The sequence below is a fragment of the Myxococcales bacterium genome, from assembly GCA_016720545.1.
Taxonomy (GTDB): Bacteria; Myxococcota_A; Polyangia; order Polyangiales; family Polyangiaceae; genus JAAFHV01.
The window spans coordinates 182042-207621 of the sequence record JADKKK010000001.1 but is presented as its reverse complement, the minus strand read 5'-3'; the positions used below and the strand labels follow the sequence as shown (position 1 = coordinate 207621).

Below are 25580 nucleotides of genomic sequence, written 5' to 3'. Positions count from 1 at the left end.
CTGTCCATGCGATCCCCCTCCGGCCTGCTGTCTGCTCTGCTCGCCGCCTCACGGGCCGCCACGCCTGCGGCGGCGTCCGCCTCGCTGCGCGCGGCTCGCGCCGTCGTGCTCGCGCCGCTCCTCGGCAGCGCGGCGATGGGGTGCTCGCTGTCCACCGCGCCCGACGCGGCCGACGCCGAGGCCGGCACGTCTCAGGCCGCGCTCGTCACCCTCGAGCGCTCCTCCACCGACGGCGCGCGGGTCGAGGTGGTCGCTCGGGTCGTGCGCGCGCACGGAGGCCCCCTGGACGAGGCCGCGCTGCGGATCGCCGGCCTCGGCGACGCGCTGCCCGTCCTTGGCACCTGTGTCCCGGTCGACGGCCCCGGCCTCTCGGGGACGCGAGAGGGCGGGCTCGCCGGAACGGCGGCCTCGCGCAGCCTCGAGCTGGTCGAGCTCGGCGGCGTGGCGCTCGAGGTGGGCGACACCTTCCGCGCGCCGCTCGTCGCCCGTCACGTGCCCGATCCGGCGGGGGTGCTCTCCGGGGTAGTGTACAATGCACGCTTGACCCCCGAGGGCGCGGGCCTCCTCGCGCCCCGCGCGACGGTCACCGTGCGCGCGCAGCCCTCCCCGGGCGACGTCGAGGGCGCCGCGTTCACCGCCACCGTGGCCGTCCCCCGCGACGTGGCCGACGTGCGGCTCGCGGGCCAAGACCCCCGCGAGCTCACCTCGCTCATCTCGCTCACCTCGCTCACCTCGCTCGGCGCCGCCGAGCTCACGTGGGCCGCCGACGCCGACGAGTCGAGCGCCACGATCGGCGTCGAGGTCCGCCCCTCCGACGCCACCCGCACCGCGTACCGCTGCGCCTTCCCCGACACGGGCCGCGCGCTGCTGCCCGCGGCCGCGCTCTCGGCCGACGAGGGCACGCTGGTGCTCCGCCGCGTGCAGCGCGAGCGCTTCCGCCTCGAGGGCCACGCCGGCGTACGCCGCGAGGGCGAGGGCGAGATCCGCTTCGACGCGGTGCGCGCGCTCCCGTACCGCCGCGCCCGCGAGCGCGCGCTCTAGGAGGCCGGTGCTCCGCGACCGCCGCGCAGGTCTCGTCGCGGTCGCCGCGCTGGTCGTGGCTGGCCTCGTCGCGCCCGGCGACGCCATCGCCGACCCGCCCGCGAGCCCGCGCCCTGCGACCCGCGCGCCTGCCCCCGCACCGGCGGCGGCTCCACGGCGCCCCTCGGCGCCGCCGGCGCCGGCCCGCCCCGGCCAGGCCCCGCATCGCGGCGGCGGCGCGCCGAAGAAGCCCAAAGGGAAGCCGAAGGGGCGGGGTGAGCCGCCGATCCCGAAGGGCTACGCGAACACCGTCCGCGCCTGGCACACGCCCGCCCCTGGGCGCGCGCCTGCGCTCGACGCGCAGGGCCGCCCCATGCTCACGCTCGTCGCGCTGAACACGGCCGAGCGCGTGACGCTCCCCGCGCAGACCGACACCGGCGGCTTCGCGGCGGCCGAGCTCGACACCGCGGCCCACCTCCTGCGAGATCCGCGCACGGGAAACGAGCACCCGGTGGAGCCCGCGCTGCTCGACGCGGTGTACCGGATCGCGAGGCATTTCTCTGCGCAAGAGGTGCGGGTCATCTCTGGCTACCGGACGCCAAAGCCGGGCGGCCACTCGAACCACGGCCGCGGGCGCGCGATGGACCTCATCGTGCCCGGCGCCACCGACGAAGACGTGGCGAAGCTCGCGCGCGAGGCGGGATACTCCGGCGTGGGCGTCTACCCGGTGAGCGGCTTCGTCCACGTCGACATCCGACCGCGGAGCTACTTCTGGATCGACACGAGCGGGCCGGGCGGGCGCAGCCGGCTCCGCGGTGTGTTGGCCGACGTCGCGGCGAAGGCCGACAGCGCGGCCGCGGCGCGCGGGGCGCGGCCCGTGCGCGCGTTCTCGCTGCTGCCCGACGTCGACGCGGCCCTCCGGGCCGAGGGCGGACAGGCGACCGAGCCGATGCACGAGGAGGACGAGGACGCCGAGGCGCCCGGCGCGGCGGGCGCGGCGGGCGCCGACGGATGAACCTCGAAGTGAGCCCCGAAGGGGCGAACGTTGGTCGAAGGCGAGCCCGAGCCGCAGGCGAGGTCTCGCCATGAACCTCGAAGTGAGCCCCGAAGGGGCGAACGTAGGTCGAAGGCGGGCCCGAGCCGCAGGCGAGGTCTCGCCATGAACCTCGAAGTGAGCCCCGAAGGGGCGAAGTGAGCGGCATGAACCTCGAAGTGAGCCCCGAAGGGGCGAACGTTGGTCGAAGGCGGGCCCGAGCCGCAGGCGAGGTCTCGCCTTGAACATGCAAGCGAGCCGCAGGCGAGCGGCATGCCTATGCCAAGCGACCGAAGGGAGCGCGGCATGAACCTCGAAGTGAGCCCCGAAGGGGCGAACGTTGGTCGAAGGCGGCCCCGAGCCGCAGGCGAGGTCTCGCCATGAACCCCGAGCTCGCCGAGCTCGTCCGCGCCGAGCGCCTCCTCGAGGCGGGGGAGCTGGCCTCGCGGCTCGGAGATCACGACACCGCCCGGAAGCTCTACGAGCGCGCGTGCTCCTTCGGGCTCGCCGCGCGCGAGGCGCTGTTGGCCGGCGATCCGGCGGGCAGCGTGGTGCTCGCGGCCGAGGCCGGCGACGCTCCGCTCGCGGAGCGGGCGCTCGAAGCCATGCGGGGCGCGGCCTCCGAGCTCTCGCGCGCGGCGCAGCGCCTCGAGCAGCGCGGGCACTCGGCGTGGGCCGGTCGGCTCTACGAGGCCGCGCAGCAGCCGAAGGAGGCGGCGCGCGCCTTCGACAAAGCAGGCGACGCGGTGAAGGCCGCGGCGCTCCTCGAGGCCGCGGGCGACGTCGTCTCGGCCGCCCGGACCCTCGAGAGCGCCATGCGCCGCGCCCCCGAGAAATACGCGCTCAACGTCGCATACGGCGGGCTGCTGCTCCGCTTCGGCAAGCTCGAGCACGCGACCAAGGCGCTCCAGAAGGTGCCCGCGCGCGCGCCCGAGCGGCGCGAGGCGCTCACCTGGCTCGTGCGCGGCCTCCACGAGCTCGGCCTGACCCAGGCCGAGGCCGAGGCGTCGCACGAGCTCGCGGCGCTCGGCGGGCCGGTCCCGCTGGCCGCCGCGGGCGCGGGCGCCGGCGCGACCGACCGCGCCGAGGCGATCGCCGTGCGCTCTCGGCTCTTCGGGCGCTACGAGGTGGTCCGGGAGGTGGGCAGCTCTCCGTCTGCGCGCGTCGTCGAGTGCAACGACACCGTGCGCGGGGAGCACGTCGCCGTGAAGATCTTCGCCGGGTACGACGCCCGCGGCGCAGGGCGCGACGCGCTCGCGCGGTTCGAGCGCGAGGTGCGGGTGCTCGCGGCGCTCGATCACCCGAACGTGCTCCCGCTGCGCGATTACCTGCCCGAGGGGCCCGCGCTGGTGCTCGCGTGGATGAGCGGGGGCACCCTCGACGACATGCTCCGCAAGGAGCCGCTCGCGCCGGCACGAGCGGTCGAGATCGCGATCGCCGTGCTCTCGGCGCTCGGCGAGGCGCACCGCCTCGGCGTGCTCCACCGCGACGTGAAGCCGGCCAACGTGCTCTTCGACGACGCCGGCGTCACCCGCCTCGGCGACTTCGGCGCCGCGCACCTCGGCGATCTGTCGGCCACCGCCACCGCGGGCCTCATCGGCACGCTCGCCTACATGAGCCCCGAGCAGCGGGAGGGGCGCCCCGCCACGGTGCGCAGTGATCTGTACGGGGTCGGCGCGATCCTCTGGGAAATGTTGACCGGAGAGCGCCCGCCGGCGCCGGACGCGGCCCCCCGCACGCAGCGCGACGGCGCCTTTCGCACGCGCCCGAGCGGCGCGCACCGCGACTTGGACGTGCGGCACGACGAGATCGTCTTGCGCCTGCTCGCCGAGTCGCCCAACGATCGCCCCGAAGACGCGTTCGCCGCCCGCCGCGAGCTCAGCTCGATCGTGTGGCCGAGCACCATCGAGCGCGCGACGCTGAAGAAGGGCTCCATCGCGCCCGCGCCCCGCGAGGCCGACGCGGGGCGCCTCCGCGCGCGGCCCGACGGCCTGCTCGAGGACACCTGGGCCGGGAGGCTCGTCGAGGCCGTGCCCCTCGACGACGTGACGCTCACGCGGGCGCGCGTCTTCGCGCGGCTCGAGCACCCGCTCCTCCAGCCCGTGCTGCGCGTCGCGCGGGAAGCGGGCGCGCTGTGGCTCGCGCACCCCGACGCCCGCGCGCCCCAGCGCCGCGTGACCCCGAGTGAGGCCGACGAGCTGCGCCGCGTCGTCGCGCTCCTCCACTCCGAGGGCTTCGTGCACGGGTATCTCGACGAGGCGCACCTGTGCGAGCTCGCCGACGGCACGCTCATGGTCCGCTTCTCGCCGAACCAAGGCCCGACCGGCACGTTCGACAACGACCGTATGGCCCTCGCGCGCCTCACGGGCTGAGGGGCCCGCCCCCAGCGGGCTTTCGCTGTCCATTCGTGCCCCGCCATTCGCGACGGGGCGACCTTCAGTCTTTGGAGGGCTTCGCGGCGGGCTTCTTGGCGGGCTTCTTCGCCGGCTTCGGCGCGGGCGCCGCGGGCGGCGGCGGGGTGGGCGCAGGCGCGATCGCGGGGGGTACGTCCGGCGTCGTCGTCGGCGCGGGCGCAGCGGCGGGCGGGGGCTGCGGCGCCTGCGAGGGCTGCGAGTCCGCGGGCGCGCTCGCCTCGGGGCCGCCGTCGTCCACGATCGGGAGCACGAGCCGCCGCCCCTCTCCGCCGCGCTCGTAGTCGACCACGAGCTCCTTCGCCGTGAGCAGCGCGAGGAACACCGCCTGCGCCTCCTCGGGGCGCTCGATGGCTCGGCCGTTCACCCGCGTGATGACGTCGCCGCGCTGCAGATCGCAGGCCTCGAGATCGCCGCGGAGCTCGGTGAGCCTGAAGCCCAAGAACTTTCCGTCGCGGAACGCGGGGCGATCGTCGACCTCCACGCTCTGCAGGAAGCGCCCGAACCCGCCGCTCACGACCCGCCTCACGCCGCTGCGCGAGAGCTGCGTGGCCTTCGCGCGTGGCCCCGCCGCGGGGCGCGCGCTCGCCGCTTCGTCGGCGGGCGAGCTCGGCGGTGGCGCCTCGCCCGCGCCGCACGCGAGCCCGAGGGCGGTGAAAGACAGCGCGAGGGCGGAGGCGAGGGCGAAGCGCATCACGCCGATCCCTTGCCCCACGCCGTGGGCGGGGTCAAGCTTCCGGCCAGCCGCAGGTGGACTCGATCGCCGCCACGATGCGCGCGTGGACCTCGTCCTCCGTGCCCACGCCGTCGACCAACACCACGCGGTCGCGCGGCATGTGGGTCGGGAGATCCTTGTAGAATGCAGCTAGTGCGCGCTGCACCTCGCTCTGCTCGTAGAGCTGCGCGGCCTCGCCGCGAGACTCGCGCCTCCGCGCGGCCTCCTCCGCCGGCACGTTCACCACGACGATCACGTCGGGGCGCAGAGCCTGGGCGTTCGCGGTGCGAATGAAGTCCACCGCGCCCTCGCGCGCGCTCGTGACCGACTGATACGCGAGGCTCGAGGCGTCGTAGCGGTCGGACACGATCACCCCGCCGCGCTCCAACACGGGGGCGATCTCGGCCTCCACGTGGTCGAGCCTGTCGGCCGCGAAGAGGAGCGCCATGGTCGCCCAGCCGGGCGCGCGCCCGCCCGGGAGCACGAAGCGGCCCGAGAGCACCTGCCGAATCATCGTGCCGATGGGCCCGTCGCTCGGCTCGCGCGTCCCACGCGCGAAGACGCCGCGAGCGCGGAGCGCCGACACGAGGCGCGCGGTCTGGGTGGTGGTCCCCGCGCCGTCGAGGCCCTCGAGCACGATGAAGCGGCCGCGGCTCACGAGGCCCTCCGCTCGCCGCGCGAGGCCGAGGCCGGCTCGAGATCGCCCGGCGTGTCCTCCCCGAGGACGAAGTTGTCGAGGAGCCGCGTCGCCCCCACACGGCAGGCGATCGCCAGCAGCGCGCGCGCGCGCGCACCTACAAGGCCCTCGAGCGGGGCGAGGGTGTCCGGGTCGGCGGCCGACACGTAGTCGACGCTGTCGGCGGCGGGCTCCACCTCGGCGCGTACGAGGCCGGACAGGGTCGCCGCGTCGCGCTCGCCCGCGCCGAACGCCGCGGCGGCCGCCCGGAGCCCGCGAGAGAGGGCGAGGGCCCGCAGGCGCTCGGCGTCGGACAGGTACGCGTTGCGAGAGCTCATCGCGAGGCCGCTCGGCTCACGCACGATGCCGTGCCCCAGGACCTCCACCGGCAAGAACAGATCGCGCGCGACCCGGCGGAGCACCGCGAGCTGTTGGTAGTCCTTCTTCCCAAAGATCGCCGCGCACGCGCCCACGAGCGCGAAGAGCTTGGTGACCACGGTGGCGACCCCCTCGAAATGCCCCGGGCGGAAGGGGCCGCAGAGGTGCGCGGTGAGGCCATCGACCCGCACGCGCGTCGAGTCGCCCTCGGTGTACATCGCAGAGGCCGAGGGCGCGAAGAGCAGATCGCAGCCCGCCGCCTCGAGCTTCGCCGCGTCACCCGCGAGGTCTCGAGGGTAGCGCGCGAGGTCTTCGGTGGGCCCGAACTGCGTGGGGTTCACGAAGATGGAGGCCACCACGAGGCCGCCCGGTCCCACGCGCGCCCGCCCCGCGCGCACGAGCGCCAGGTGCCCCTCGTGGAGCGCGCCCATGGTGGGCACGAACGCCACGCCGGCGCCGGCGCGTCGCGCCCGCTCGCAGGCGTCGCGCAGCGCCTCCGGCGACGTGGTCTCCTCGATGCTCGCTCGCGGCTCTCCCATTCCCATGGCCGCGGGACCCTAGCAGGCGCCGGAAGGTCGCATCAACGGCGCCGGCGTCTCCGCGCAGCGCCTGCCGCGCGCGAAGTGACCGTGTGGTATCGGGTCGCGCGTGCCTCGCCCCGAACCGCTCGACTCCGCCGCTGATCCCCGCTTCGCGCCCTACCGCGATTTGCGCGATCGCGACGCCCGCGCCGAAGGCCACGAGGGCAGCTTCATCGCCGAGGGCGAGGTGGTGCTGCGGGTGCTGCTCTCCCGCGCGCCGGAGCGGGTGCGGTCGGTGCTCTTGCTCGACAAGCGCCGCGGCGCCCTCGACGACGCCCTCGGGGCGCTCGGGCCCGAGGTGCCCGTGTACACCGCGCCGGAGGCGGTGATGAGCGCGGTCGTGGGCTTCCCCATTCATCGCGGGGTGCTCGCCCTCGCCTCGCGCGGGCCCTCGCGCGCGCCTCGCGAGCTGCTCGCGGGGCTGCCCGCGTCGTCGCTCGTGGTGGGCGTGTGCGGGGTGACGAACCACGACAACGTGGGCGGCATCTTCCGGAACGCCGCGGCCTTCGGCGCGGACGCGGTGCTGCTCGACGGGGCGTCGTGCGATCCCCTGTACCGCAAGGCGATCCGCGTCTCGGTGGGCGCGTCGATCGCGGTGCCCTTCGCGCGCGGCGGCGCCGAGGTCGACGTGGTGCGAGGCCTCCTCGAGGCGGGCTACGCGGTGTTCGCGCTCACCCCGCGCGGCGAGCTCGACGTGGCCGCGCTCGCCCCGGAGGACGTGCCCCCGCGGTCGGCGCTCGTGGTCGGTGCGGAGGGCACCGGCCTCGCGGCCGAGACCATGGCCCTCGCGCGAGGGCTCCGCGTGACGATGGCGCCGGGGTGGGACTCACTGAACGTCGGCGTCGCGTGCGGCATCGGGCTCCACGCGCTGCGGGCCGCGCGCCGCGGCTGAGCGAGCCCGCGGAGACCGCGGGCCGAAGCTCAGTGCTTGGGGATCCCGCCGCGCGGCGCCACCTCGGGGATGCGCGCCGACGCCGCGCGGTAGCGCTCGCGCAGGTCGTCGAGCAGGTCCTTGCGGGTGCGCGCGAGATCTGTGAGCTCGCCCGGATCGGCCTCGAGATCGTAGAGCGTGAAGCGGGTGTCCTTCCCGAACGCGGTGAGCTTGTAGCGCCCGTGCACGAGGGCGCGCCGCCGCTCGTTGTATTCGTCCTCCGGCAGGTCGACCACCACGTCGCGCTGGGGTGTGGCGCCGCCGCGCAGCTCGCCGACGAGGCTCGCGCCGGGCAGGCCGGTGTCGGCCGGCGCCCCGAGCAGCTCGAGGAAGGTGGGCACCAGATCGGCGTGCCCGCGCGGCGCGTCGATCACGCGCGGCGCGGCGTCCGGGAGCATCACGAAGAGCGGCACGCGCACGAGCGGCTCCCACACCTCGTGGGCGTGGCGATAGAAGCTGTGCTCGCCGAAGCCCTCGCCGTGGTCGGCGGTCACGACGATGGCGGTGCGCGCCGCCCACGGCTGGGTCTTCACCCAGTCGAGCAATTTGCCAATCCAGAGGTCGGTGTAGAACACCTCTTCGTCGTAAATGTCGCGCGCGGTCTTCCCGAAGTGGGTCGACTCGTCGTGCCGCTTGTACTCGTCGTGCGGGTCCATGTAGTGAAACCACGCGAAGAACGGCGCGCTCCCCTTGGACACCGCGCTCAGCATCTCGATCGCCATCGGCGTGAGGGCCTGGCTCGTGACGTAGGGATCTTTGTTGTAGTCGAAGGGGATATTCGGCACGAGCCGCCAGTCCGAGAAGCCCTGTTCGAAGCCCGAGAGGCCCTTCCCCATGTACGCGTGCGCGTGTCCGCCCACGCACGGAGTGCCCCTCTCGTGGAGGCGCTCGCACATGAACACGTTGTCGTCGAAGTACTTGGTGAAGAAGCGGCCCGTGCGCGCGAGCTCCGACGGGTAGCGCCCGGAGAGCATGCCGGCCACGCTCTTCGAGGTGAACGACGAGGTGGAGTAGGCATGAGTGTAAGATACACTCTTCGCGTGGAGGGCCGTGAGGTTCGGCGCGATCGCGCGCGGGTAGCCGGCCCACGGCATGTCGGCGCGGAGGCTGTCGATGCTGATGAGCAGCACGTTGAGCGGGCCCCCGGTCGCGCCGGCCGGCTTCGGCGCGGCCTCGGCCGAGGCGGCAGGAGCGGCCGGCGTCGAGGTCGGGGCGCTGCCCCGCGCGACCGGCGGCGCAGGTCGAGGCGGGGCCGCGGCCTGCGTACCGTCCGTGGGCGTGGGGCCAGGGGGCGGGTTAGGGTGGGAGCAGCCCACCACGCCGCAGGCGGCGAGCGAGGCGAGCGAGGCGAGCGAGGCGAGGAGCGGCGGGAGCGATCGGTGCGTAGCCATGGCGGGCGGGACCCTAGCAGGCCTCACCCGTTCCCTGGAGGTTCGCGGTTCATGACCTGGCCCAGGCCGCTCACGGTCCGGCTGCGTCCGCCGCGCGCCCGACCCTTGGGCCGACGACAGCGCGCGGAGCTCACGGAGACAGCGTCCGAACGACCCGCCCGCCGGCGAAAGCTAGAAATTGTACGTGAGCGTGTACGGAGTGCAGACGTTCTGCGTCGGCTTCACGCGGAAGTACACGTCCGACTGCTCGTCGATGGTGCCCGAGCAGTTCCACGTGACCTTCATCTCGGTGGGCGAGCCCGCGCAGCAGCCGTGGAGGCCGATGTCGGAGTCCTTCTTGATGCCGCCGCCGCAGGACTCGATCTCGGTGTTGGCGCCGTTCACCTTGCACTGGATGAACGCGCAGAACTCGAGCGCCGTCCCGTCGAGCTTGAAGTTGCTGTCCTGACGGCAGAAGGTCTTGTCGGCGAGGGTGAGCCGGTACATGTCGGTGTCGGCGAGCCCGCGAATGACGCCCTTCACGGTGCCCTTGCTCTTGTCGCAGTCGTCCGTGTTGGGCAGCAGCTTCGAGGTGGGCTCGGTGCCCCCGGGATCGCCGGGGTCGAGGCACCCGGAGAGGTCGTTGCCGCCGTCGGGCACGGGGCCGACCCCCGAGTCCTCGGGCTTGATGCCGCCCTCGAACGCCGGCGGGACCGGCGTGGCCGAGTCGCGCACGGGGGTCACGCTCGCGTCGAGCTCTTCTTCTTCCTCGATCACGCCGCCGTCGGCCGTGCCCGACTTGGAGCCGCAGGCGCCGAGCAGGAACACGCCCACGATCGCCGCGCACATCCCTAGGCCAAGCTTCGATCGCAGCATCTTCGCCCTCTCGCGGAGAAAAAGGTGGGTCTCGCGCCGCTCGGCAGGCCCGACGCGCTCGACCACAGACATCTCAGATCTGTCTGAAAACGGGCCGCCCCGCAACGACGAACAACGGCGACGCGGCGCCCCCTACTTGGTGACGATCGTCTTGCAGCCGATGACGACGCGGACCTTCCCGTCGGGATCGGCTTTCATGTCGGCGCACGCCTTGCCGTTCAAGATGACCTTCGTGGGGCGCGCGGGGTCGTCGTAGGTCCAGCCGCTCGACGCGTCTTGCGGGATGGGCGTCTCCACGCCCGCGCCGCTCGTGTAGAGCACGTTCACGCGCGTGGGGTCGAGCTCGCCGCCGCCCGGCGGGCGCTCGAGGGTGAACTCGCACGAGGCGACCTTCTCGCGGATCTGGTTGATGGCAGTGAGAAAATCGTCGCGAATCTGCGCGGCGGTCTTGGCGCCCGGGGTTACCTGGAAGTGGCACGGCTTGCCCGACATGGCGGTGTCCGACCACGCGGGGTTGCACCCGGGCTCCGGCGCGCCGCCCGCCTGCGCGAGCTGCCCGAGGAAGAGCTCGTCGTACTGATCGATCTGCGCCGACGGGTTTCCGACGCCCACCACGAAGACCGTGACCGGGGGCGTGCCCGTGCGCGCGGCGGTCGCGGCGGCCACCACGTCGGCGTTGGCCTGCGCCTGGGTGAGCGACTCGGCGTTGGGCACGCCGTCGGTCATCACCACCATCACGTACTTGCCGCCGGGCAGCACGGGGGCGACCGGGCGATAGCCCACGAGGAGGGGCCGCTGGTTCTTCACGGCGGCGCCGAGCGGCGTGCCGCCCATGGGGTAGATCGGCGGGCTGAGGCGGCCCTTCAGCGCGCCCGCTTGGGTCACGTCGACGAAGCCCATCGCCACGTCGACCTGCGCGGTCGGCTTCGCGACGTTGCTGGAGAAGAGATAGAGCCCCACCGCGAGGCTCGGATCGGGCTTGGCCACGAGCCCGTCGAAGAAGGCTTTGAGCGCGCCTCGCACGGCGATCCATTTCTTGCCGGACGACTGCGTGGGCACGTTCGTCAGATCCATGCGCGGGGTGAGCGTCTCGGGGTCGACCTCGCGCTCGCCGGCGACGTAGCTCGTGCCGTTGAAGCCGTCCATGCTGCCCGAGCCGTCGAGCACGAGCTGCATGTACACGGGGATGCGGCTCGCCTGCGCTGTGGCGGTGGCGCAGCCCCCGTCGAGATCGAAGCCGCCGTCCGTCGCCTCGCCCGCGTCGGGGAACGAGCCCGGCGGAGGCAGCGGCGGCACGAAGGTGTCGGGCAGCGCGGCGTCGAAAAAGCTCGTGGGCTCCTGCGAGCCGCAGGCGGGCGCCATCGAGGTCAAGGCCGCGAAAGAAAGGAGAAAAGAGAGCGCGAGCGCGCGGCGGAGGGCCATGGGCGTTCGTCTAGCACGCGGCGTGGGCCTCGTCGCCCTGTGCCCGCGCGGGCGGCGGGTGGGCGGTCCCGCACGACACGTCCCTCGCTGATGTGTCACCCTTGTCCCGGTGGACGCGACCCCTCCGCTGGACGAGACGTTCGACGAGACCTTCGTGCGGTGCGTGAGCGCGGACGGCGCCGAGCTGCGCCTCCCGACGCGGCTCTACCGTTCGGAGCACGTGGGCGGCTTCGTGCTCGTGCTCGCCCATGGGGCCGGCGCGCCTCAAGCTCACCCGTTTATGGTTCGCGTGGCGTCGGCGATGGCGCGCGCGGGCGTCTCGGTGCGCACCTTCGACTTCCCCTACGTGGTGGAGGGACGGCGCGCGCCCGACCGCCTCCCGCGGCTCGTGGAGGCCTTCCGGGCGGTGGTGGAGGACACGGAAGAGAAGGTCGGCGGCGCGCTGTTCGTCGGCGGAAAGTCGATGGGCAGCCGCGCCGCGGCGGAGCTCTGCCGCGCCCGCGCCGAGCCGCCGCGCGGCCTCGTGTGCTTCGGGTACCCGCTCTCGCCGCGCGAGCGCCCGGCACAAGAGGCCTCGCGCGAGGCGCTGCTGCGCGCGGTGCCCGCGCCGGTTCCCATGTACTTTGCACATGGTACGCGCGATCCGTTCGCGAGCGAGGCGCGCATGCGCGAGCTCGCCGCCGCGCTCGGCCCCCGCGCCACGCTCGACATCGTCCCGGGAGGCGACCACTCGCTCGAGGTCACCCGGGCCGAGGCGCGCGGCCGCTCGCGTGAGCAGGTGTGGGCCGAGGTCGGGGCGCGCGCGGCCGCCTGGGTTCACGCGCACGGCGGCGCCGGCGCAGAGTAACGTGGGGCGCGCACGGCGCGCGAAACGAGAGAGACGACGTATGACCTCCAGCTTCTCAGCCCTCGATCGCCGACGCTTCCGCGAGCTCGTGGTCGCCCTCGGCGCGGCGTCGCTCGGCGCGTGCGCCGCGCGCGGGGGAGAGCTCCAGTCAGGCGAGGTCCACATCCCGCCGCAGCCCGTCCAGCCTCGCCGCGAGGTCGCGCCCCCGCCGCCTCCCGTCCCGCTCGCGGCGCCCACCGCCGAGGGCGATCTCGGCGATCCCACCGCCGAGGGCGGCGACGACGACGAGGTCGACCGCAGCACCTGCGGCGAGATCGTGACGAACACGGTCCGCCGCGCGGGCCCCGTGTGCAACGACGCGGTGTCGGGCGCGCTCCCCGCGTGCATCGCCTGCAGCGGCTTCGCCTTCCCGGGCGACCACTGCGCCACCTACAAAAAGTTCCTGAAACCCAAGGTCGCCGAGGCCGCGGTGGCGTGCCTGCGCGCGCTCTCCCCAAAGAACCGCTGCGACGCGTGCGCGGTGTACGCGTGTGGCGATCGCGCCATGAAGGCCTCGTGCCCCGACCCCACCGCGGTCACCGAGTGCAAGGCGCTGCGCGCGCGCTGCCCGTCGATGCCGCAGGAGGAGTGCCTGCGCTACGTCTCGGCGCTCGTGCCGGCGGGCCGCGCGCGCCTCCGCGCGTGCATGACCTCGTGCTCGCTCTACTCGTGTATGGAGAGCCTATGAGCCGCCCGCCGCTCGACGGCACCGTGCTGGTCACCGGGGCGAGCTCGGGCATCGGGCTCGAGCTCTCGAAGCTGTTCGCCGCGCGCGCGAAGCGCCTCGTGCTTGTGGCCCGCCGCAAGGACCGCCTCGACGCGCTCGCCGACGAGCTCGGCCGCGCCCACCCGTCGCTGGAGGTGCGCGCCGAGGCGTGCGATCTCGGCGCTCCGGACGAGGCCGTGCGCCTCGTCGAGCGCCTCGCCGGCGAGGGGGTCGACATCGACGTGCTCGTGAACAACGCCGGCGTCGGGCTCATGGGGATGCTCGACCTCGCGGAGCCCGCCCGCGTCCGCGCGATGCTCGACCTCAACGTGACGAGCCTCGTCGCGCTCACCCAGGCCTGCGTCGGCCCGATGGTGGCGCGGGGCAGGGGAGGCATCCTGAACATCAGCTCGGGGGCCGGGCTCACGCTGATGCCCGGCTTCGCGGCGTACGTGGGCACGAAGCACTTCGTCACCGGCTTCAGCGAGGCGCTGCGGTGCGATCTCTCCGGCACCGGCGTGACCGTCACCCAAGTGTGCCCCGGCCCGGTCGCCACCGAGTTCGAGCAGAACGCGGGGAATTTCACGGGCATGAAGGTGCCAGGGCTCATCGAAATCTCCGCGCTCACCTGCGCGCGCCAGGCCTTCGCGGGCTTCCGCCGTGGCCGCGCCATCGTCGTGCCCGGCCTGGTGATGAAGGTGCTCCTCGGGCTCGCCGCGCTCACGCCGCGCTGGGTGGTGCGCCTCTACACGTCGTTCGCGTCTCGCCTGATGCGCAAGCGAGAGCTCGCCACGCGCGTCTGAACGAGCCCGCGAGGCCAGGATGCCGCGGGCCAACGCCGCGGGCCGACGCTGCGGCCCACCCCAGCAAGCGACGCCCCGTCCTTTACATCCCGCCTCCGCGCGCCCACATTGTCTCCGTGATGAACCTGAAAGTGAGCCCCGGAGGGGCGAACGGAGGTCTATGCCGGCCCCGAGCCGAAGGCGAGGTGGCGCCATGAACTTTCGGCTGGGCTCCATCCCGGTGCAGGTGCACGGGTCCTTCTTTCTCACCATGCTGTTCTTCGGCATGGGCGACATGAAGACCCCGATACTGCTGGTCGTGTGGGTGCTGGGGGCGTTCCTGGCGGTGCTGCTCCACGAGCTCGGCCACGCCCTCGCGGGCCGCTTGTTCGGCCTCGTGCCCGCGATCCAGCTCCACGGCATGGGCGGCACCACGTCGTGGCCCGGCGGCAAGCGGCTCACGCCGGGCAAACAAATCGTCGTGAGCCTCGCGGGCCCGCTCGTCGGCATCGTCCTCGGCGCGGCGATGTTGGTCGGCGCGGCGTATGTGCCTCATCCCCCGCTCGTGGGCCAGGCCATCACGCGGCTCGTGTGGGTCACGCTCGGCTGGGGAATCCTGAACCTGCTCCCCATCCTGCCCATGGACGGCGGCGCGGTCATGTCCGCGTTCTTTCAGCTCTTTTCGCCCAAGCGGGGCGAGAACGCGGCGCGGGTGGTGTCGATCCTCACGGCGCTCTTCATCGCCGCGGTCGCGCTCAAGTACGGGGTCATCTTCGGCGCCATCCTCGCGGGGGTCTACCTCGTGCGGAACGTGCAGCAGCTCATGGCGTCGGCGAAGCCCAAGGTCGACGAGGCCCCGCTCGCCGCCGCCCTCGCCCAGGCGTACGTCGCCCTCGAGGCGCAAGACGGCGCCGCCGCGGTGCGGCTCGCCGAGCCGGTCTTTGTGCAGGCGGAGTCGCCCGAGCTCAAGATCACGGCCATTCGCGTGCTGGCCTACGCGCGCCTGCTCGAGGGGCAGTGGGGCCACGTCATGAGCATCCTCGAGCGCTTCGCGCCCGTCATTGGCAGCGAAGACCTGGAGAAATTCGAGCGCACCGCGGCCGAGCTCGGTCGCGTGGAAGACGCGGCCCGCATTCGCGCGCTGCGCCTGGCCGAGCCCGCGGGGATGGGGCCGGCGGTCGAGGGGTTCCGCGCCTAGCAGCCTGTTGATTTACGGACCGAGGCCCGTCGTCGTCCGCGCCCGGCCCGCCGAGGCGCGATCCGAGGCGCGCGCGGAGCCTAGTTTCCTAGGTGAGCACGCACCGCAGGATCGCAACGAAGGCGGTCGGGATGCGACGCCGACGGGCCGACGGGAGTAAATCAACGGGCTGCTAGGTTCCTTGTGTGGCAAGTATGGGAATGGCCGGCGTTGCCCAAGCGTGGGACTATTCCCGCATGCTGGAGCTCCGTCCTGGGTGCGAGTGCTGCGACCGGGACCTTCCCGCGGACTCTGGCGACGCTCGGATCTGCTCGTTCGAGTGTACGTTCTGTACGCAGTGCGCCGACGTCAGGCTCAAGGGGACGTGCCCGAACTGCGGGGGAGAACTTGTACCTCGGCCGCGTCGCCCGGCGAGCAAGCTGGCGACGAGCCCGCCATCGACCAGCCGCATTCACAAGCCGCTCGGCTGCGCCTGACCTGCGGAACGGTAACCCTTCCCACGATGTGAGCCGAACCTGTAGCGAGCGACGGACCTGTAAACCAGGTAGCGAGCGAGGGAGCGGAGCCAAGGGAGCCGGTTGGGGCGGAGTCATCGGGCCGACCCTCATTCACCAATATCGTGCGGGCTCGCTCATGGCCTCGTTCCTCTCCTCGCGCTACTGAGCAAGGGCCGCGGTCCGCGGCGCCGGCAGCTTGTCGAGCTGGAGGCTCTTCCGAACGCCGCCGTCGACCATGCCCGCCGGCGCGAATCGGCGAAGGAGGCGCAAGCGGGCTGCGAGCGGACCGGCCGTGTAGCGAAGCTGCGGACGAGCCGCAGCCGCGGCCTTGAGCACGACTTCCGCCACGACGCTCGGTTCGTCACCGGTGGCAACGGCTTCCGTCATGAGCTCGCGGAGGGCCGCGCGGGTTGTGCGGTACTCGTCGAGCTGCGAGTCGGGCTCCAGGGTATTCGCCTCGAACTGCGTCCGCGTGTACGCGGGCTCGACCACCGAGACGCGAATCCCTCGCGTGCGCAGCTCGTGGTCGAGGGATTCCGAGTACCCTTCGACGGCGTGCTTCGTCGCGCAATAGAGCGCCATGTACGGCGCCGGCATGAAGCCGAGCACCGAGCCGATGTTGACTATGCGCCCGCTGCCTTGCTTTCGCATCTGGGGCAGGACGGCGTTGGTCATCCGGATGAGCCCGAAGAAGTTGGTGTCGAAGATGGCCCGGGTCTGCTCCATGGAGCTCTCTCCCGCCGCCGCGGGAGAGACGCTGAAGCCCGCGTTGTTGACGAGGAGGTCGATGCGTCCGTGCGCCCGTATCACCTCGCGGACGGCGGCCTGGACCGACTCGTCGCTCGTCACGTCGAGGCTCAGCATCTCGAACGAGCGCTCTCCTGCTTTGGCGCCCCGCCGGCTCGTACCGTAGACCTTGTAACCAGCGCTCGCGAGCCGCTCGGCCACGGCTTCGCCGATCCCCGACGATGCGCCCGTGACGAGTGCCACCTTCTTCACGTTCTTGTCCATGTTGTCCTCACATTCTTTCGTTCTTGGGGGCGACGCGCGCCTTCGCGCGCCATCTCAAACTCACCGCAGCTGCACGACGACCTTGCCTTTGGCCCGTCCCGTCTCGAGATATGCGAGCGCCTCCTTCGCCTGATCGAACGGAAAGACTCGGTCGATGACGGGCGTGATCGTTCCTTCCCGAAGAAGCTCGCCGATCTCCGACAGCTGACTGCCGCTCGCGTGGACGAAGAGGAACGAGTACCGGACGCGAAGCTTCCGCGCCTGCCGGCGGATCCAGAAGCTCATGAGCCGGAAGATGAACACGAAGAGGGCGCCCATCCTCCGCGCGCGCCCGAAGTCTGCGTCGAGCGGTCCGACGAGGGAGACGACGATGCCGTCCGGCTCGAGGACGCGCAGCGACTTCTCGAGCTCCGCGCCCTTCAACGTGCCGAGCACGACGTCGTAGCCGCGCAGCACGTCCGTGAAGTCCTGCTTCGTGTAGTCGACGATCTCGCTGGCCCCGAGGCGCTTCACCAGCTCGACGTTCCCGCTGCTCGTGGTCGTACCCACCGTGGCGCCGAGGTGCTTCGCGAGCTGGATGGCGAACGTGCCGATGCCGCCCGAGCCAGCGGGGACGAACACCTTCTGGCCGGGTCGCACGCGGGCGCGCTCCGTGAACGCCTGCCAGGTCGTCAGACCGACCATCGGAACCGAGGCGGCCGGGACGAAGTCGACGTTCGAGGGCTTGAGCGCGGCGGCGCTCTCCGGCACGACCGCAAACTCTGCGAGGGAGCCCGAGCCGAGATCGAACAGGCTGGCGAACACCTCGTCGCCCTCCTTGAAGCGGGTCACGCCGGCGCCGACCTCGACGACGACCCCCGCCAGATCGCTGCCCATGGTTGCAGGCAACGTGAGCTTGAGGACGGGCTTGAACGAGCCCTTCGGGATCACGTTGTCGATCGGGTTCAATCCGGCCGCGTGGACCTGCACGAGGATCTCGCCCCGCTTCGGCACCGGCCGGGGGACATCTGCAAACACGACGTTTTCGGGTCCGCCGTAACGCGCGAGGACGAGGGCTCTCATGACTTCCTGTTTCCGTGGGTCGAGACCGCGTCGACCCGTGGCAGTATAGTTATACTGCCATCAGGAAGACGCAAGGGGCCGGCGCCGATTTCTTTCGTCGCGCGAGCCCTTGTCGACTTTTGCAGTATGATTACGATGGCATCGGCGAGGCGAGAACGGAGAGCGCCATGCGATACGCCCCTGGACACAACGAAGCCGCACGCGACCGGATCGTGGAGGCAGCATCGCGCCTCTTCCGCGAAGATGGCATCGCGGCCGTGGGCCTCGCGAAAATCATGAGCGAGGCGGGTCTGACGGTCGGGACCTTCTACACGCACTTCAAGTCGAAGGAGGCACTCGTTCGCGAGACCCTCGTTCGGGCGCTGAAGCACCGACACGTGCAGCTCGAACAGGCGTTCCGCGCGGGCGATGTGGAGCTGGCGGTCCGCGCGTACCTGAGCCCCGAGCACCGCGATGCTCCGGGCGCGGGGTGCCCGACCGCCGCGCTCGCGTCGGAGGTGGCAAGGCATCCACGCGGCACGAGGCAAGCGTTCGCGTCCGAGAGCGCCCCGAGCCTCGACCTCGTCGCCGATGGCCTGTCGGAACGGCGCGGAGGCAAGAAGGTGAGCCGAGCGGACGCCGCCGCGTTCTTCGGGCTCCTCGCCGGAACGTTGCAGCTCGCGCGCGCCACCCCCGACCGCGCAGAGTCCGACGCGATCCTCGAGGCAGGCGTTCGCGCGGCACTCCGGCTGGCGTCCCCCGACAATGAGCCGACGGCGCGCGCTCGCGCACGCTGAAGAGGACGCGTCTCGGACCTCGGGTCGAGGGCCGCGTACCCGTGGGCCGAGCTCGTCACCCTAGAGATGTGGGACGTCTGCCTGCGACGAAGTTCCTCTGAACCTTCGCCATCCGGGCGCCTTCGGACGCGAGGCTCGCCGGCTCGGAGTGCTTGAGCCACATGTTCCGCGGCTCAGCCCGGCCTCAGGCCCCGCGATGAGCCCGCGCACCCCGGCCTCTCGCGGCGGATCTCGAGCCGCGGGCGACCACCGCGGCATCGTTGGTTTTTTCTGGGGAAGACTCTCCGCGCGCGAGCGTATGGTCGAACAGGCTCCCCACTCCATGCCCCCCTCGACGCCCAATTCGCGCCTCCTCGTCACCTCGCCCGGCGGTCCGCGCGCCGGCGAGGCCGCGGACGCGTCGTCCGAGGGCGCGCCGCTCCCCGAAGAGGAGTCGGGCCTCCGCCCCGCGACGAAGAGCGCCGCCGACCGCGACGCCGACGCGCACGGCGTGCTCGTGCAGCTCGAGCGCGAGGTGCAGGCGCTCGTGCGTGGGCTCGAGGCGATCCGCTTCGCCCTCCACCCGCGCACCGGGCCCGACGCCCGGCGGCTGAAGGGGCAGGCGCAGGGCCTCGCCCACGTGCGCGACGGCCTCGTGCAGGTGCTCGGCGCGGCGCGCGGGGTGCCCCGGCTCTTCCGGGAGGACACGGCGTTCGTAGAGTACCTGCGGGGGATGGCGGCGTGGGCCCACGCCACGCGCGAGGCCATCGACGACCTCGCTCGCGCGCGCGAGACCGAGCGCGGCAGCCGGCTCCGCGTGGAGCTCGCCAAGAGCCTCCACTTCGAGGAGCTCGTGGACGAGGTCGAGCGCGAGCTCGCCCACGAGGGCGCGTACGACCCGGCGGTCGACCCCGTCCGCGAGGCCGTGCGCCGCCTGGTGTTCGTGGCGAGCGCCCTCGAGCGGCAGCTGTAGAGCGCCAGTCCCGCACTCGCAAGGGGCGTCGCGGCTCCTCAACGTACAGCCGTCTTCGTCGTTGCACCGCCTTGCCTGCGACGCGCGGTCCTCGCCGATAGGAGCCACTCGCTTCGGCCCCAATCGACAAAAAGGGCGCGCTCGTGGTGCGATCCGGGGGGTGTCCCGTCGACTCCCTCTCGGCCACCTTGGCGTCGCGCTCGCGGTCTTCGCGCTCCCTTCTTGCGGTGGAGCCGGGCCCGCTTTGAACCAGACATCCATCACGTGTCCTGCCGGGCGCACCCTCCTCGACGGGGTGTGCGTTCGCGAGAACGTGGCGGACTATGTGGCGTGTGTTCGCGCCCAAGGGGCGCAGCTCGGCGGCAGCAAGCAGCAGCAGCTCTCCGCCGACGTCGGCACGGTGGGCGTGCGCGCGGGCGGCTCGGCCGAGGTGAAAGAGAGCCTCGAGAAGAAGTACGCAGGCTGGAACGACATCCGCTGCGCCCACGAGCTACGTCCATCGTTCGTGTGCGAGTCCCTGTAGCGCGACGTTGGACTCGCCACACGACCTGGTCGATCGCCGGAGAACCGCATGGGAACTGGCCTCTTCTTGCTTGCGCTCGCCGCCCTCCTCAACGGAGCGGCGTTCTTTGGGCTTCGCTATCTCGCCGCGCGCGTGTCCGGGGTGCGGGGCGCCCAGGCCGTCTTGGGGGCGGACCACCGCGAGGCTTGGGCAGGGGTCTCGTTGGCGCGTCGGGCCTTGTTCGCCGTCGCGGGCCCGATCGGCTGCTACCTCTGCGCCGCCTGCTTCATCACGTTCGGTCTCACGGCGGCCGGGAGCCAGGTCGTGGACGAGGAGAGCATGCGGGTCGTGGTCGTGGCGGGCGGCCCGGCCGAGCGCGGGAGTGCAGGACAACGACACGCATCGTGTCGGTCAACGACGTCCCCATTCGCGACTGGCCGCAGCTGAGGGGAGAGGTCGCGAAATCGGCCAGCTCGCCGGCGCGCGTCGTGGTGAAGCGGCATAATGGGGAGTTGACCCTGACGCCCACGCCGGGCCCGACCGGCAAGATCGGCGTCGCCCCGCCCATGAGTCGGCGCTCCATCGGCGTCGGGTCGGCGCTCGCGTCCGGCATCGTGGGGCCGGTGCGGGTCTGGGGGGCGGCGGCGAAGGGCTTGAAACGCGCCGCCACGGGTGAAGAGCGCGCGGAGGTCGCCGGACCGGTGAGCCTCGCGAAGGCCACCGGTGAGGCGAGCGCCGAGGGGCTTGGGTCGGCCCTCGGCGTGGTTGGCGCGATGAACGCGTATTTTCTCTGGATCCCAGCGGTCCTCGCGCTCGTGCTCTTTCCGAGGCGCCGCGTCGTGCGACCGTCGCCCGGCTGAGCGCGGCGAACGTCGACTCGCCGCGAACGGGTCAGTGTTCCGGGGCGTCCGGGAAGTCGGGATGGGCGCCTTCGCGCAGCGTCCTCTCGAAGGTGCCCGGGGTGGATTCCTCGTGAAGCCACCCCGCGGTGTCCTCCGTGAGGACCCCGTCGCGAAACCGCACGTAGAGGCGCGGTCCGCGAAACGTCGCCTTGAGCACGAGGAAGAAGTCGCCCGTGATCCGCTCGTTTACCACCCTCGACGGGAGCTCTCGGTTCGCGTAGTCGAAGCGCACGAGCGTCAGGCGCCCGTCGGCGCCGAGGTGGAGGACCTCGGTGTAGCCCTTCCAGTTGGCCGAGGTGGTCGCCGGCGGAGCGCCCGGATCCGCGCGGTAGACCTTGACCCGCCTGCCGTCCTCCGCGCGCTCGCCCCAGCCGTGGTTCGCCTCGGTCGGCGCGCCCCGAATGAGACCGTACACGCGCCACGCGCCTGGCTGAAAGGTGGCGTGCGCGCTCGAGAACCGCTCCGGCGACTGCGCTGTCACGGATCGACGCTACCCGGGGGGCCGTGAACCGCAAGCGGGGAGGCGCGGGTCCGACAGCGCCAGGCACTACTGCACTCCTTGAACGAACCCTGCGCGCTCGCGCACGTTCAGGGTTATCCGTGGTGGCGCGCGGCCTCGCCGGGCGCGGCGGCCCTGAGGGGGCGCCACGCGAAGCGCTCGAGGGCTGGGTGAGGGACGCCGAGCGTCGCGTCTGCGATGAGGCCGCCGAGCACGGGCGCGAACTTGAACGCGTGGCCCGAGCCGCCCGCCGCGACCGTGAGGCCCGCGCGCTCCGGATCGCGCGCGATGAGGAACTGCTCGTCCCACATGTCGCCGTAGACGCAGAGGCGAGTGCCCACGATCGGGGCGTCGACGAGCCCCGGGAACGTGTCGCGCAGGAACGCGCGCAGCGCCTCGACCTCCGCCGCGGAGACGACGCGCTCGGGCGCCCGAGCTCGGAGTCCGTGCTCGCCACGTCGCCGGGGTCGACGTCGCGACCGACGCCGTGATTCGCTATCTTCACGACGCCGTTGGGCTGCACCGGGAATCCATAATAGCCAGTCTGGGCGATGTCGGCGCCGAACACCGGGAATCGCGCCGTCCCGAAGGGTGACGGGTCGCGCGGCGCGAGGTGGAACACCGGCTGACCCACCGAGCGGAGCGCGCCGCCGAGGTGTGGGAGGAGCCTCGGGGTCCACGTGCCGGCGGCCACGACCACGTGGTCTGCCTCCAGGGTCGCGCCCTCGCGTGTGACGACCCCCGCGACGCGCGCGCCACGCTCGAGGAGCCCCGCGCACGTGAGCCCGCGGCAGAGCCGGACTCCCCGCGACTCGGCCTCGCGCGCGAGCGTGGCGACCACCGCGCCGCTCTCGGCCCAGCCGCCCTCGGGGTTGAAATACCCGTCGACGAAGGCGCCCTCTCGCCACGCGGGGTAGCGGGCGTGGATCTCGGCCGCGCCGAGGCGCTGAGGCGCGTGGCCTCGGCGCAGGAGCGCCTGGTAGCTCTCCGCCTCGAAGCCGCCAAGGGGGTGGCCGTCGGGAGCCGCCACGGCGCCCAGGGCCATCGGCGTTCGCGTGAGGAACGCGACACCGCACTCGTGAAACAGCGACCTCCCTCCGTCGGCGTTCCAGCGCGCGTTCCACTGGCGCCAGCCGTCGAGCGCGGTCTCCATGAGCGCCATGGCGAGGTCGTCGGCCCCGTAGTCGAGACGAATGACCTTGCTGATGTCGGTCGACTCGGCCAGCGGGTGGGGCAGGGGCCCGGGATCGAGGAGCGTCACGTCGAGGCCGCGCGCGCGGAGCTCGAGGGCCGCGGTCACGCCGAAGATCCCCGCGCCGACGACGAGCGCGCGCCTTCCGTCCGAGGTCGTCATGCTCGACGGATACCCGCACCGCCGGGGGACGCAAGGCCGAAGCGGGCCCGCCTCATCGTGGGCGGGCGCCGCTGCCAACCGCGCCTACGCTTCAAGCCCGCTGCGACGCGAGCGCCGAGCGGGCTTGAAGGACCGGGGAAGGGGAGGCGACCTCTTCGGGCGCCTCGCGCGTCACTTCGCGCAGGCGCCGTCGCTGGCGACCGACACACCCGCGCTCGCCGCGGTGCACGCGTTGCCGTAGGTGCGGCCGTCGCAGCCGCAGACCGGCTGAACCACCTGGATGCACGCCTCGGGGCGCTTCGCGCAGGCGCCGGGGTGATCCGCCGCGCCGCACTGGGCGGCCAAGGAGAAGGAGCAGAACTCGTCGGCCTTGCACAGGACGCCGCCACGGACGCCGCAGGCGCCGGGGGTGGGGCCCGTGACACACGCGCCCTCGCTCACGACCGAGACGCCAGCGGCGGCGGCCATGCAGGCGTTGCCGTAGGTCTGGTCGTTGCAGCCGCAGACCGGGCGGTACTCCTTCGTGCACACGTCGGGGCGCCGCGCGCAGGTACCCATCTGATCGGCCGCGCCGCACTGGGCGCTCGGGGCGTACGAGCAGTACTCGCCCGCCTTGCAGCCGAGGCCCGCGATGCCACCGCAGGCGGCCGGGCCGGCCTGGTGCTTCACGCGGAGGTAGAAGTCTTCGGCGGTGAGGAAGGGGCCGCAGTCCGTCGCGGTGGGGAGGCACCGGGGGACGGCGATGCCACCGGCGACGAGGATCCCTTCGCGGGTCGTCAGCGCGGTGCGGGCCGCGGCCACCTCGTCTCGCGCGGCGCCGACCGAGTCGATGCCGACGCGGATGACGTTGTGCTGGTCGCTCGAGTTGAGCGTGTAGGCTGTCGTGCTGGGGCAGGGCGCCTTGATGCAGCGAATGCCGTTGTCGGCAGCGCGGAAGAACGTGCCGGTGACGCTGGCCTCGGCCGCACCCTTCCAGGCCTCGGCGACGCGGAGCTTGCCGACGCGCTGACCGTTGAAGCGGGTCGACACCATGGTGGCGCGGACGACGGCGTGGCTCGCCTCGAAGACGCCGCGGAAGTCGGCCTGCTCGTCCGAGTCGAGGCCGGTCGCGGCGAAGTCGTAGCTGCCGACGTAGCACTCCGGCTGGCGGGTCCCGTCGGCGCACGTGGTGAGGGGTCGGTTCGCGCGCTTCACGAAGACGCCGCCGCAGAGCGGCGAGACACACTTGCGGAAGTCGCGCCGGGTCACGACGTAGAAGCCGTAGTTGCCATTGACCGAGAGGGCGTCCTCGGTCTCGCCGGTGATCTCTTCATCGACGCCGTCTTCGGAGATGGAGGTGTCGGCCGCGCAGGCGGCGAGCATCGACACGGAGAAAGCGGCGGCGAGCGCGAAGATCGAGGTACGCATGGTGAGAAGCCCTCCTGGGTGCGCGCTTATGTAGCTGCTTATCCTACCTCGTCAACCAAAAACTTACCCTCGCGGCCCGTTCATGCGGGGGCACGGCGACGGGCGCGACGCAGCGAGACGCCGAGCGCGCGCGGCGCTCCCTTGGCCCGCGCACGCGGCGCGGGGAACACCCGCGCGGACGGACGCGGGCGCGCCTCTGCCGGCACGCGCACCGAGCTCCCTGGACCCTTACGCGAGCAGGGGCAGCGGCCCGTGGGTGGACGGCAGCACGAACTGACCGATGAACGGCGCCTTCTCGACGCCGAGCACGCGACGCAGCTCGCGGTGCACGTGAGAAGGGTGGATGCGCGTGCCGTTCGGCTCGTAGGCCGGGACGTTCTCGGAGGCGTTCGACTTCGAGACGTTGAGGGCCTTGTGGCCCTCGTCGGTCTTGCCGATGGCGCGGCCACCGCGGATGCCCGGGCCCATGAGGAGCGCCGAGGTGACGTTCCAGTGATCCTTGCCGTTGCCGGTGTTGTACTTCGGGGTGCGGCCGAAATCGCTGGTCACGAGGACATACAGCTTGTCCTTCAGGCCGAGCTGCGCGGCGCGGAGCTGCACGTAGCGGATGCGCGCGACGAACGAGGCGAGGGCCGAGGTCTGGTTCTGGTCGTGCTGCGCGTGGGTGTCGAAGCCGCCCTGCGCCCACGTGGCGGAAATCGAGATCCCGGCGGCGAAGCAGCGGAGCATGGTCTCGAGCGGGCGCCCGAGATCGACGAACCGGGAGACGCCGTTGGTGACCGCCGTGAGCGCGCCTCGCGTGTCTGGCGCGAGATCGTTCACGAACGAGTCGATGGCGGGCGGGGGCCCCTCGGTCACCGACTTGAGCAGGTTGATGGCGTCGCCGCTCTTGGTCGACTCGGCCAGCGCCGCGAGGGTGCGCCGCTCACGGGGCAGCGTGGACTTGCCCTGCAGCTCGGCCATGCGCTGGGCCCGCAACTCCAGAATACGCTTGGCGCCGAGGTCGGTGAGGAGGCCCTTCTCGTTCGCCGGCACGCCCTTGAACGGGTCGGTGAGGAGGTCGACCTTGTTGCCGGGGAAGCGCGATGGCGCGATCACGTCGCCCGTGCGGTTGTAGGCGCCGCTCGCGAGGAAGGCCATGGGCACCTTGCGCTCGAGCGCCACCGTGCCGGCGAACAGCGCGGCGATCGCCGGCAGCTCGACGTCGTTGTGGCCGCAGCCGAGCCCCTGCACACCGGTCTCGTGGCTGTTGGTCTGGGTGTCGATGCCATTCACCACGAGCACGTCGCGGCCGATGGTCTGGAAGAAGTGCACCGGGTCTTCGAGGGCCGCGCCGCCCGACGTGAGCAGGTACTTGCCAGTGGCGGTGGCCGAGGGCACGGGCACGCCGTTCACGACCTCGACGGCCGTGACGAGGCGGTTCTCGTACTCGGGAGTGGAGCCCTCGGCGGTGAGCTTTCCGTCGCAGAAGAGAGTGGGGTCCCAGCCGCCGCTCGCGTGCATGTGCAGCAGGAACGGACCGCCCCACACGGCAGGATCGGCGCTCGCGCGCCCGCCCGGGCCCCAAGGGCCCATGAGAGAGAGCCCGGCGAGTCCCGCAACCTTCAGGAAATTTCGGCGTTGCATGGTGCGG

Annotated in this window: 23 protein-coding genes; 12 read left to right on the top strand and 11 right to left on the bottom strand. The window is 72.4% G+C overall.

The window, feature by feature from the left end; all coding sequences use genetic code 11:
- Positions 1 to 6 precede the first annotated feature (6 nt).
- From IPQ09_00865 to IPQ09_00855, 3 genes are all read left to right on the top strand, one after another.
- Positions 7 to 1041 carry a hypothetical protein gene (locus tag IPQ09_00865; GenBank protein ID MBL0192771.1) on the top strand — a complete coding sequence of 345 codons (1035 nt, stop codon included), beginning with the start codon at positions 7 to 9 and terminating at the stop codon, positions 1039 to 1041.
- A gap of 7 nt (positions 1042 to 1048) precedes the next feature.
- On the top strand, positions 1049 to 2035 hold the full coding sequence (locus IPQ09_00860) for a YcbK family protein (protein ID MBL0192770.1): 987 nt from the start codon (positions 1049 to 1051) through the stop codon (positions 2033 to 2035).
- A gap of 398 nt (positions 2036 to 2433) precedes the next feature.
- Complete coding sequence (locus IPQ09_00855) at positions 2434 to 4425, top strand: protein kinase (GenBank protein MBL0192769.1); 1992 nt, start codon at positions 2434 to 2436, stop codon at positions 4423 to 4425.
- 64 nt (positions 4426 to 4489) lie between these two features.
- Here the strand turns inward: IPQ09_00855 and IPQ09_00850 are convergent, their stop codons facing one another.
- Genes IPQ09_00850 through IPQ09_00840 form a run of 3 tightly spaced genes read right to left on the bottom strand, consistent with a single transcriptional unit; the run spans position 4490 to position 6772 of the window.
- Entirely contained in the window at positions 4490 to 5161 is a 672-nt protein-coding gene (locus IPQ09_00850) for a hypothetical protein (protein ID MBL0192768.1), read from the bottom strand.
- A 31-nt stretch (positions 5162 to 5192) separates the two neighbouring features.
- The gene (gene tmk, locus IPQ09_00845; protein ID MBL0192767.1) at positions 5193 to 5819 is read right to left on the bottom strand and encodes a dTMP kinase; all 627 of its coding nucleotides are present in this window, start codon (positions 5817 to 5819) and stop codon (positions 5193 to 5195) included.
- A 14-nt stretch (positions 5820 to 5833) separates the two neighbouring features.
- Positions 5834 to 6772, bottom strand: coding sequence for a pantoate--beta-alanine ligase (locus IPQ09_00840; GenBank protein MBL0192766.1), 939 nt, complete (start codon positions 6770 to 6772; stop codon positions 5834 to 5836).
- A 109-nt stretch (positions 6773 to 6881) separates the two neighbouring features.
- Between IPQ09_00840 and IPQ09_00835 the strand changes: the two genes are divergently transcribed.
- Complete coding sequence (locus IPQ09_00835) at positions 6882 to 7706, top strand: RNA methyltransferase (protein MBL0192765.1); 825 nt, start codon at positions 6882 to 6884, stop codon at positions 7704 to 7706.
- A 29-nt stretch (positions 7707 to 7735) separates the two neighbouring features.
- Here IPQ09_00835 and IPQ09_00830 read toward each other — a convergent pair whose 3' ends face one another.
- The 3 genes from IPQ09_00830 to IPQ09_00820 form a co-directional block, all read right to left on the bottom strand.
- A complete protein-coding gene (locus IPQ09_00830; GenBank protein MBL0192764.1) occupies positions 7736 to 9136 on the bottom strand; it encodes a sulfatase in 1401 nt (466 codons plus the stop codon).
- 171 nt (positions 9137 to 9307) lie between these two features.
- Complete coding sequence (locus IPQ09_00825; protein MBL0192763.1) at positions 9308 to 10063, bottom strand: hypothetical protein; 756 nt, start codon at positions 10061 to 10063, stop codon at positions 9308 to 9310.
- Between the two features lie 60 nt (positions 10064 to 10123).
- A complete protein-coding gene (locus IPQ09_00820; GenBank protein MBL0192762.1) occupies positions 10124 to 11413 on the bottom strand; it encodes a VWA domain-containing protein in 1290 nt (429 codons plus the stop codon).
- A gap of 109 nt (positions 11414 to 11522) precedes the next feature.
- On the opposite strand from IPQ09_00820, the gene IPQ09_00815 reads away from it, so the two are divergent.
- The 5 genes from IPQ09_00815 to IPQ09_00795 all read left to right on the top strand — a co-directional run bounded on the left by IPQ09_00815 (position 11523) and on the right by IPQ09_00795 (position 15461).
- Entirely contained in the window at positions 11523 to 12260 is a 738-nt protein-coding gene (locus IPQ09_00815) for a hypothetical protein (protein ID MBL0192761.1), read from the top strand.
- Between the two features lie 40 nt (positions 12261 to 12300).
- The gene (locus IPQ09_00810; protein MBL0192760.1) at positions 12301 to 12987 is read left to right on the top strand and encodes a hypothetical protein; all 687 of its coding nucleotides are present in this window, start codon (positions 12301 to 12303) and stop codon (positions 12985 to 12987) included.
- On the top strand, positions 12984 to 13808 hold the full coding sequence (locus IPQ09_00805) for an SDR family oxidoreductase (GenBank protein ID MBL0192759.1): 825 nt from the start codon (positions 12984 to 12986) through the stop codon (positions 13806 to 13808). The genes IPQ09_00810 and IPQ09_00805 overlap by 4 nt, the downstream gene beginning before the upstream one ends.
- A 193-nt stretch (positions 13809 to 14001) precedes the next feature.
- Positions 14002 to 14985 carry a hypothetical protein gene (locus tag IPQ09_00800; protein ID MBL0192758.1) on the top strand — a complete coding sequence of 328 codons (984 nt, stop codon included), beginning with the start codon at positions 14002 to 14004 and terminating at the stop codon, positions 14983 to 14985.
- Between the two features lie 236 nt (positions 14986 to 15221).
- Entirely contained in the window at positions 15222 to 15461 is a 240-nt protein-coding gene (locus tag IPQ09_00795) for a DUF1272 domain-containing protein (GenBank protein MBL0192757.1), read from the top strand.
- 180 nt (positions 15462 to 15641) lie between these two features.
- Here IPQ09_00795 and IPQ09_00790 read toward each other — a convergent pair whose 3' ends face one another.
- A complete protein-coding gene (locus tag IPQ09_00790; GenBank protein MBL0192756.1) occupies positions 15642 to 16493 on the bottom strand; it encodes an oxidoreductase in 852 nt (283 codons plus the stop codon).
- A 60-nt stretch (positions 16494 to 16553) separates the two neighbouring features.
- Entirely contained in the window at positions 16554 to 17555 is a 1002-nt protein-coding gene (locus tag IPQ09_00785) for an NADP-dependent oxidoreductase (GenBank protein ID MBL0192755.1), read from the bottom strand.
- A gap of 167 nt (positions 17556 to 17722) precedes the next feature.
- On the opposite strand from IPQ09_00785, the gene IPQ09_00780 reads away from it, so the two are divergent.
- The 3 genes from IPQ09_00780 (at position 17723) to IPQ09_00770 (ending at position 19806) form a co-directional block, all read left to right on the top strand.
- Positions 17723 to 18331, top strand: coding sequence for a TetR/AcrR family transcriptional regulator (locus IPQ09_00780; GenBank protein MBL0192754.1), 609 nt, complete (start codon positions 17723 to 17725; stop codon positions 18329 to 18331).
- Positions 18332 to 18653: 322 nt separating this feature from the next.
- Positions 18654 to 19283, top strand: coding sequence for a hypothetical protein (locus IPQ09_00775; GenBank protein ID MBL0192753.1), 630 nt, complete (start codon positions 18654 to 18656; stop codon positions 19281 to 19283).
- Between the two features lie 244 nt (positions 19284 to 19527).
- On the top strand, positions 19528 to 19806 hold the full coding sequence (locus tag IPQ09_00770; protein ID MBL0192752.1) for a hypothetical protein: 279 nt from the start codon (positions 19528 to 19530) through the stop codon (positions 19804 to 19806).
- 280 nt (positions 19807 to 20086) lie between these two features.
- Here the strand turns inward: IPQ09_00770 and IPQ09_00765 are convergent, their stop codons facing one another.
- From IPQ09_00765 to IPQ09_00755, 3 genes are all read right to left on the bottom strand, one after another.
- Entirely contained in the window at positions 20087 to 22540 is a 2454-nt protein-coding gene (locus tag IPQ09_00765; protein ID MBL0192751.1) for an FAD-dependent oxidoreductase, read from the bottom strand.
- 171 nt (positions 22541 to 22711) lie between these two features.
- Positions 22712 to 23302, bottom strand: a complete 591-nt coding sequence (locus IPQ09_00760) for a hypothetical protein (GenBank protein ID MBL0192750.1) — start codon at positions 23300 to 23302, stop codon at positions 22712 to 22714.
- Between the two features lie 873 nt (positions 23303 to 24175).
- Positions 24176 to 25573 carry a DUF1501 domain-containing protein gene (locus tag IPQ09_00755; protein ID MBL0192749.1) on the bottom strand — a complete coding sequence of 466 codons (1398 nt, stop codon included), beginning with the start codon at positions 25571 to 25573 and terminating at the stop codon, positions 24176 to 24178.
- Positions 25574 to 25580: the final 7 nt, after the last annotated feature.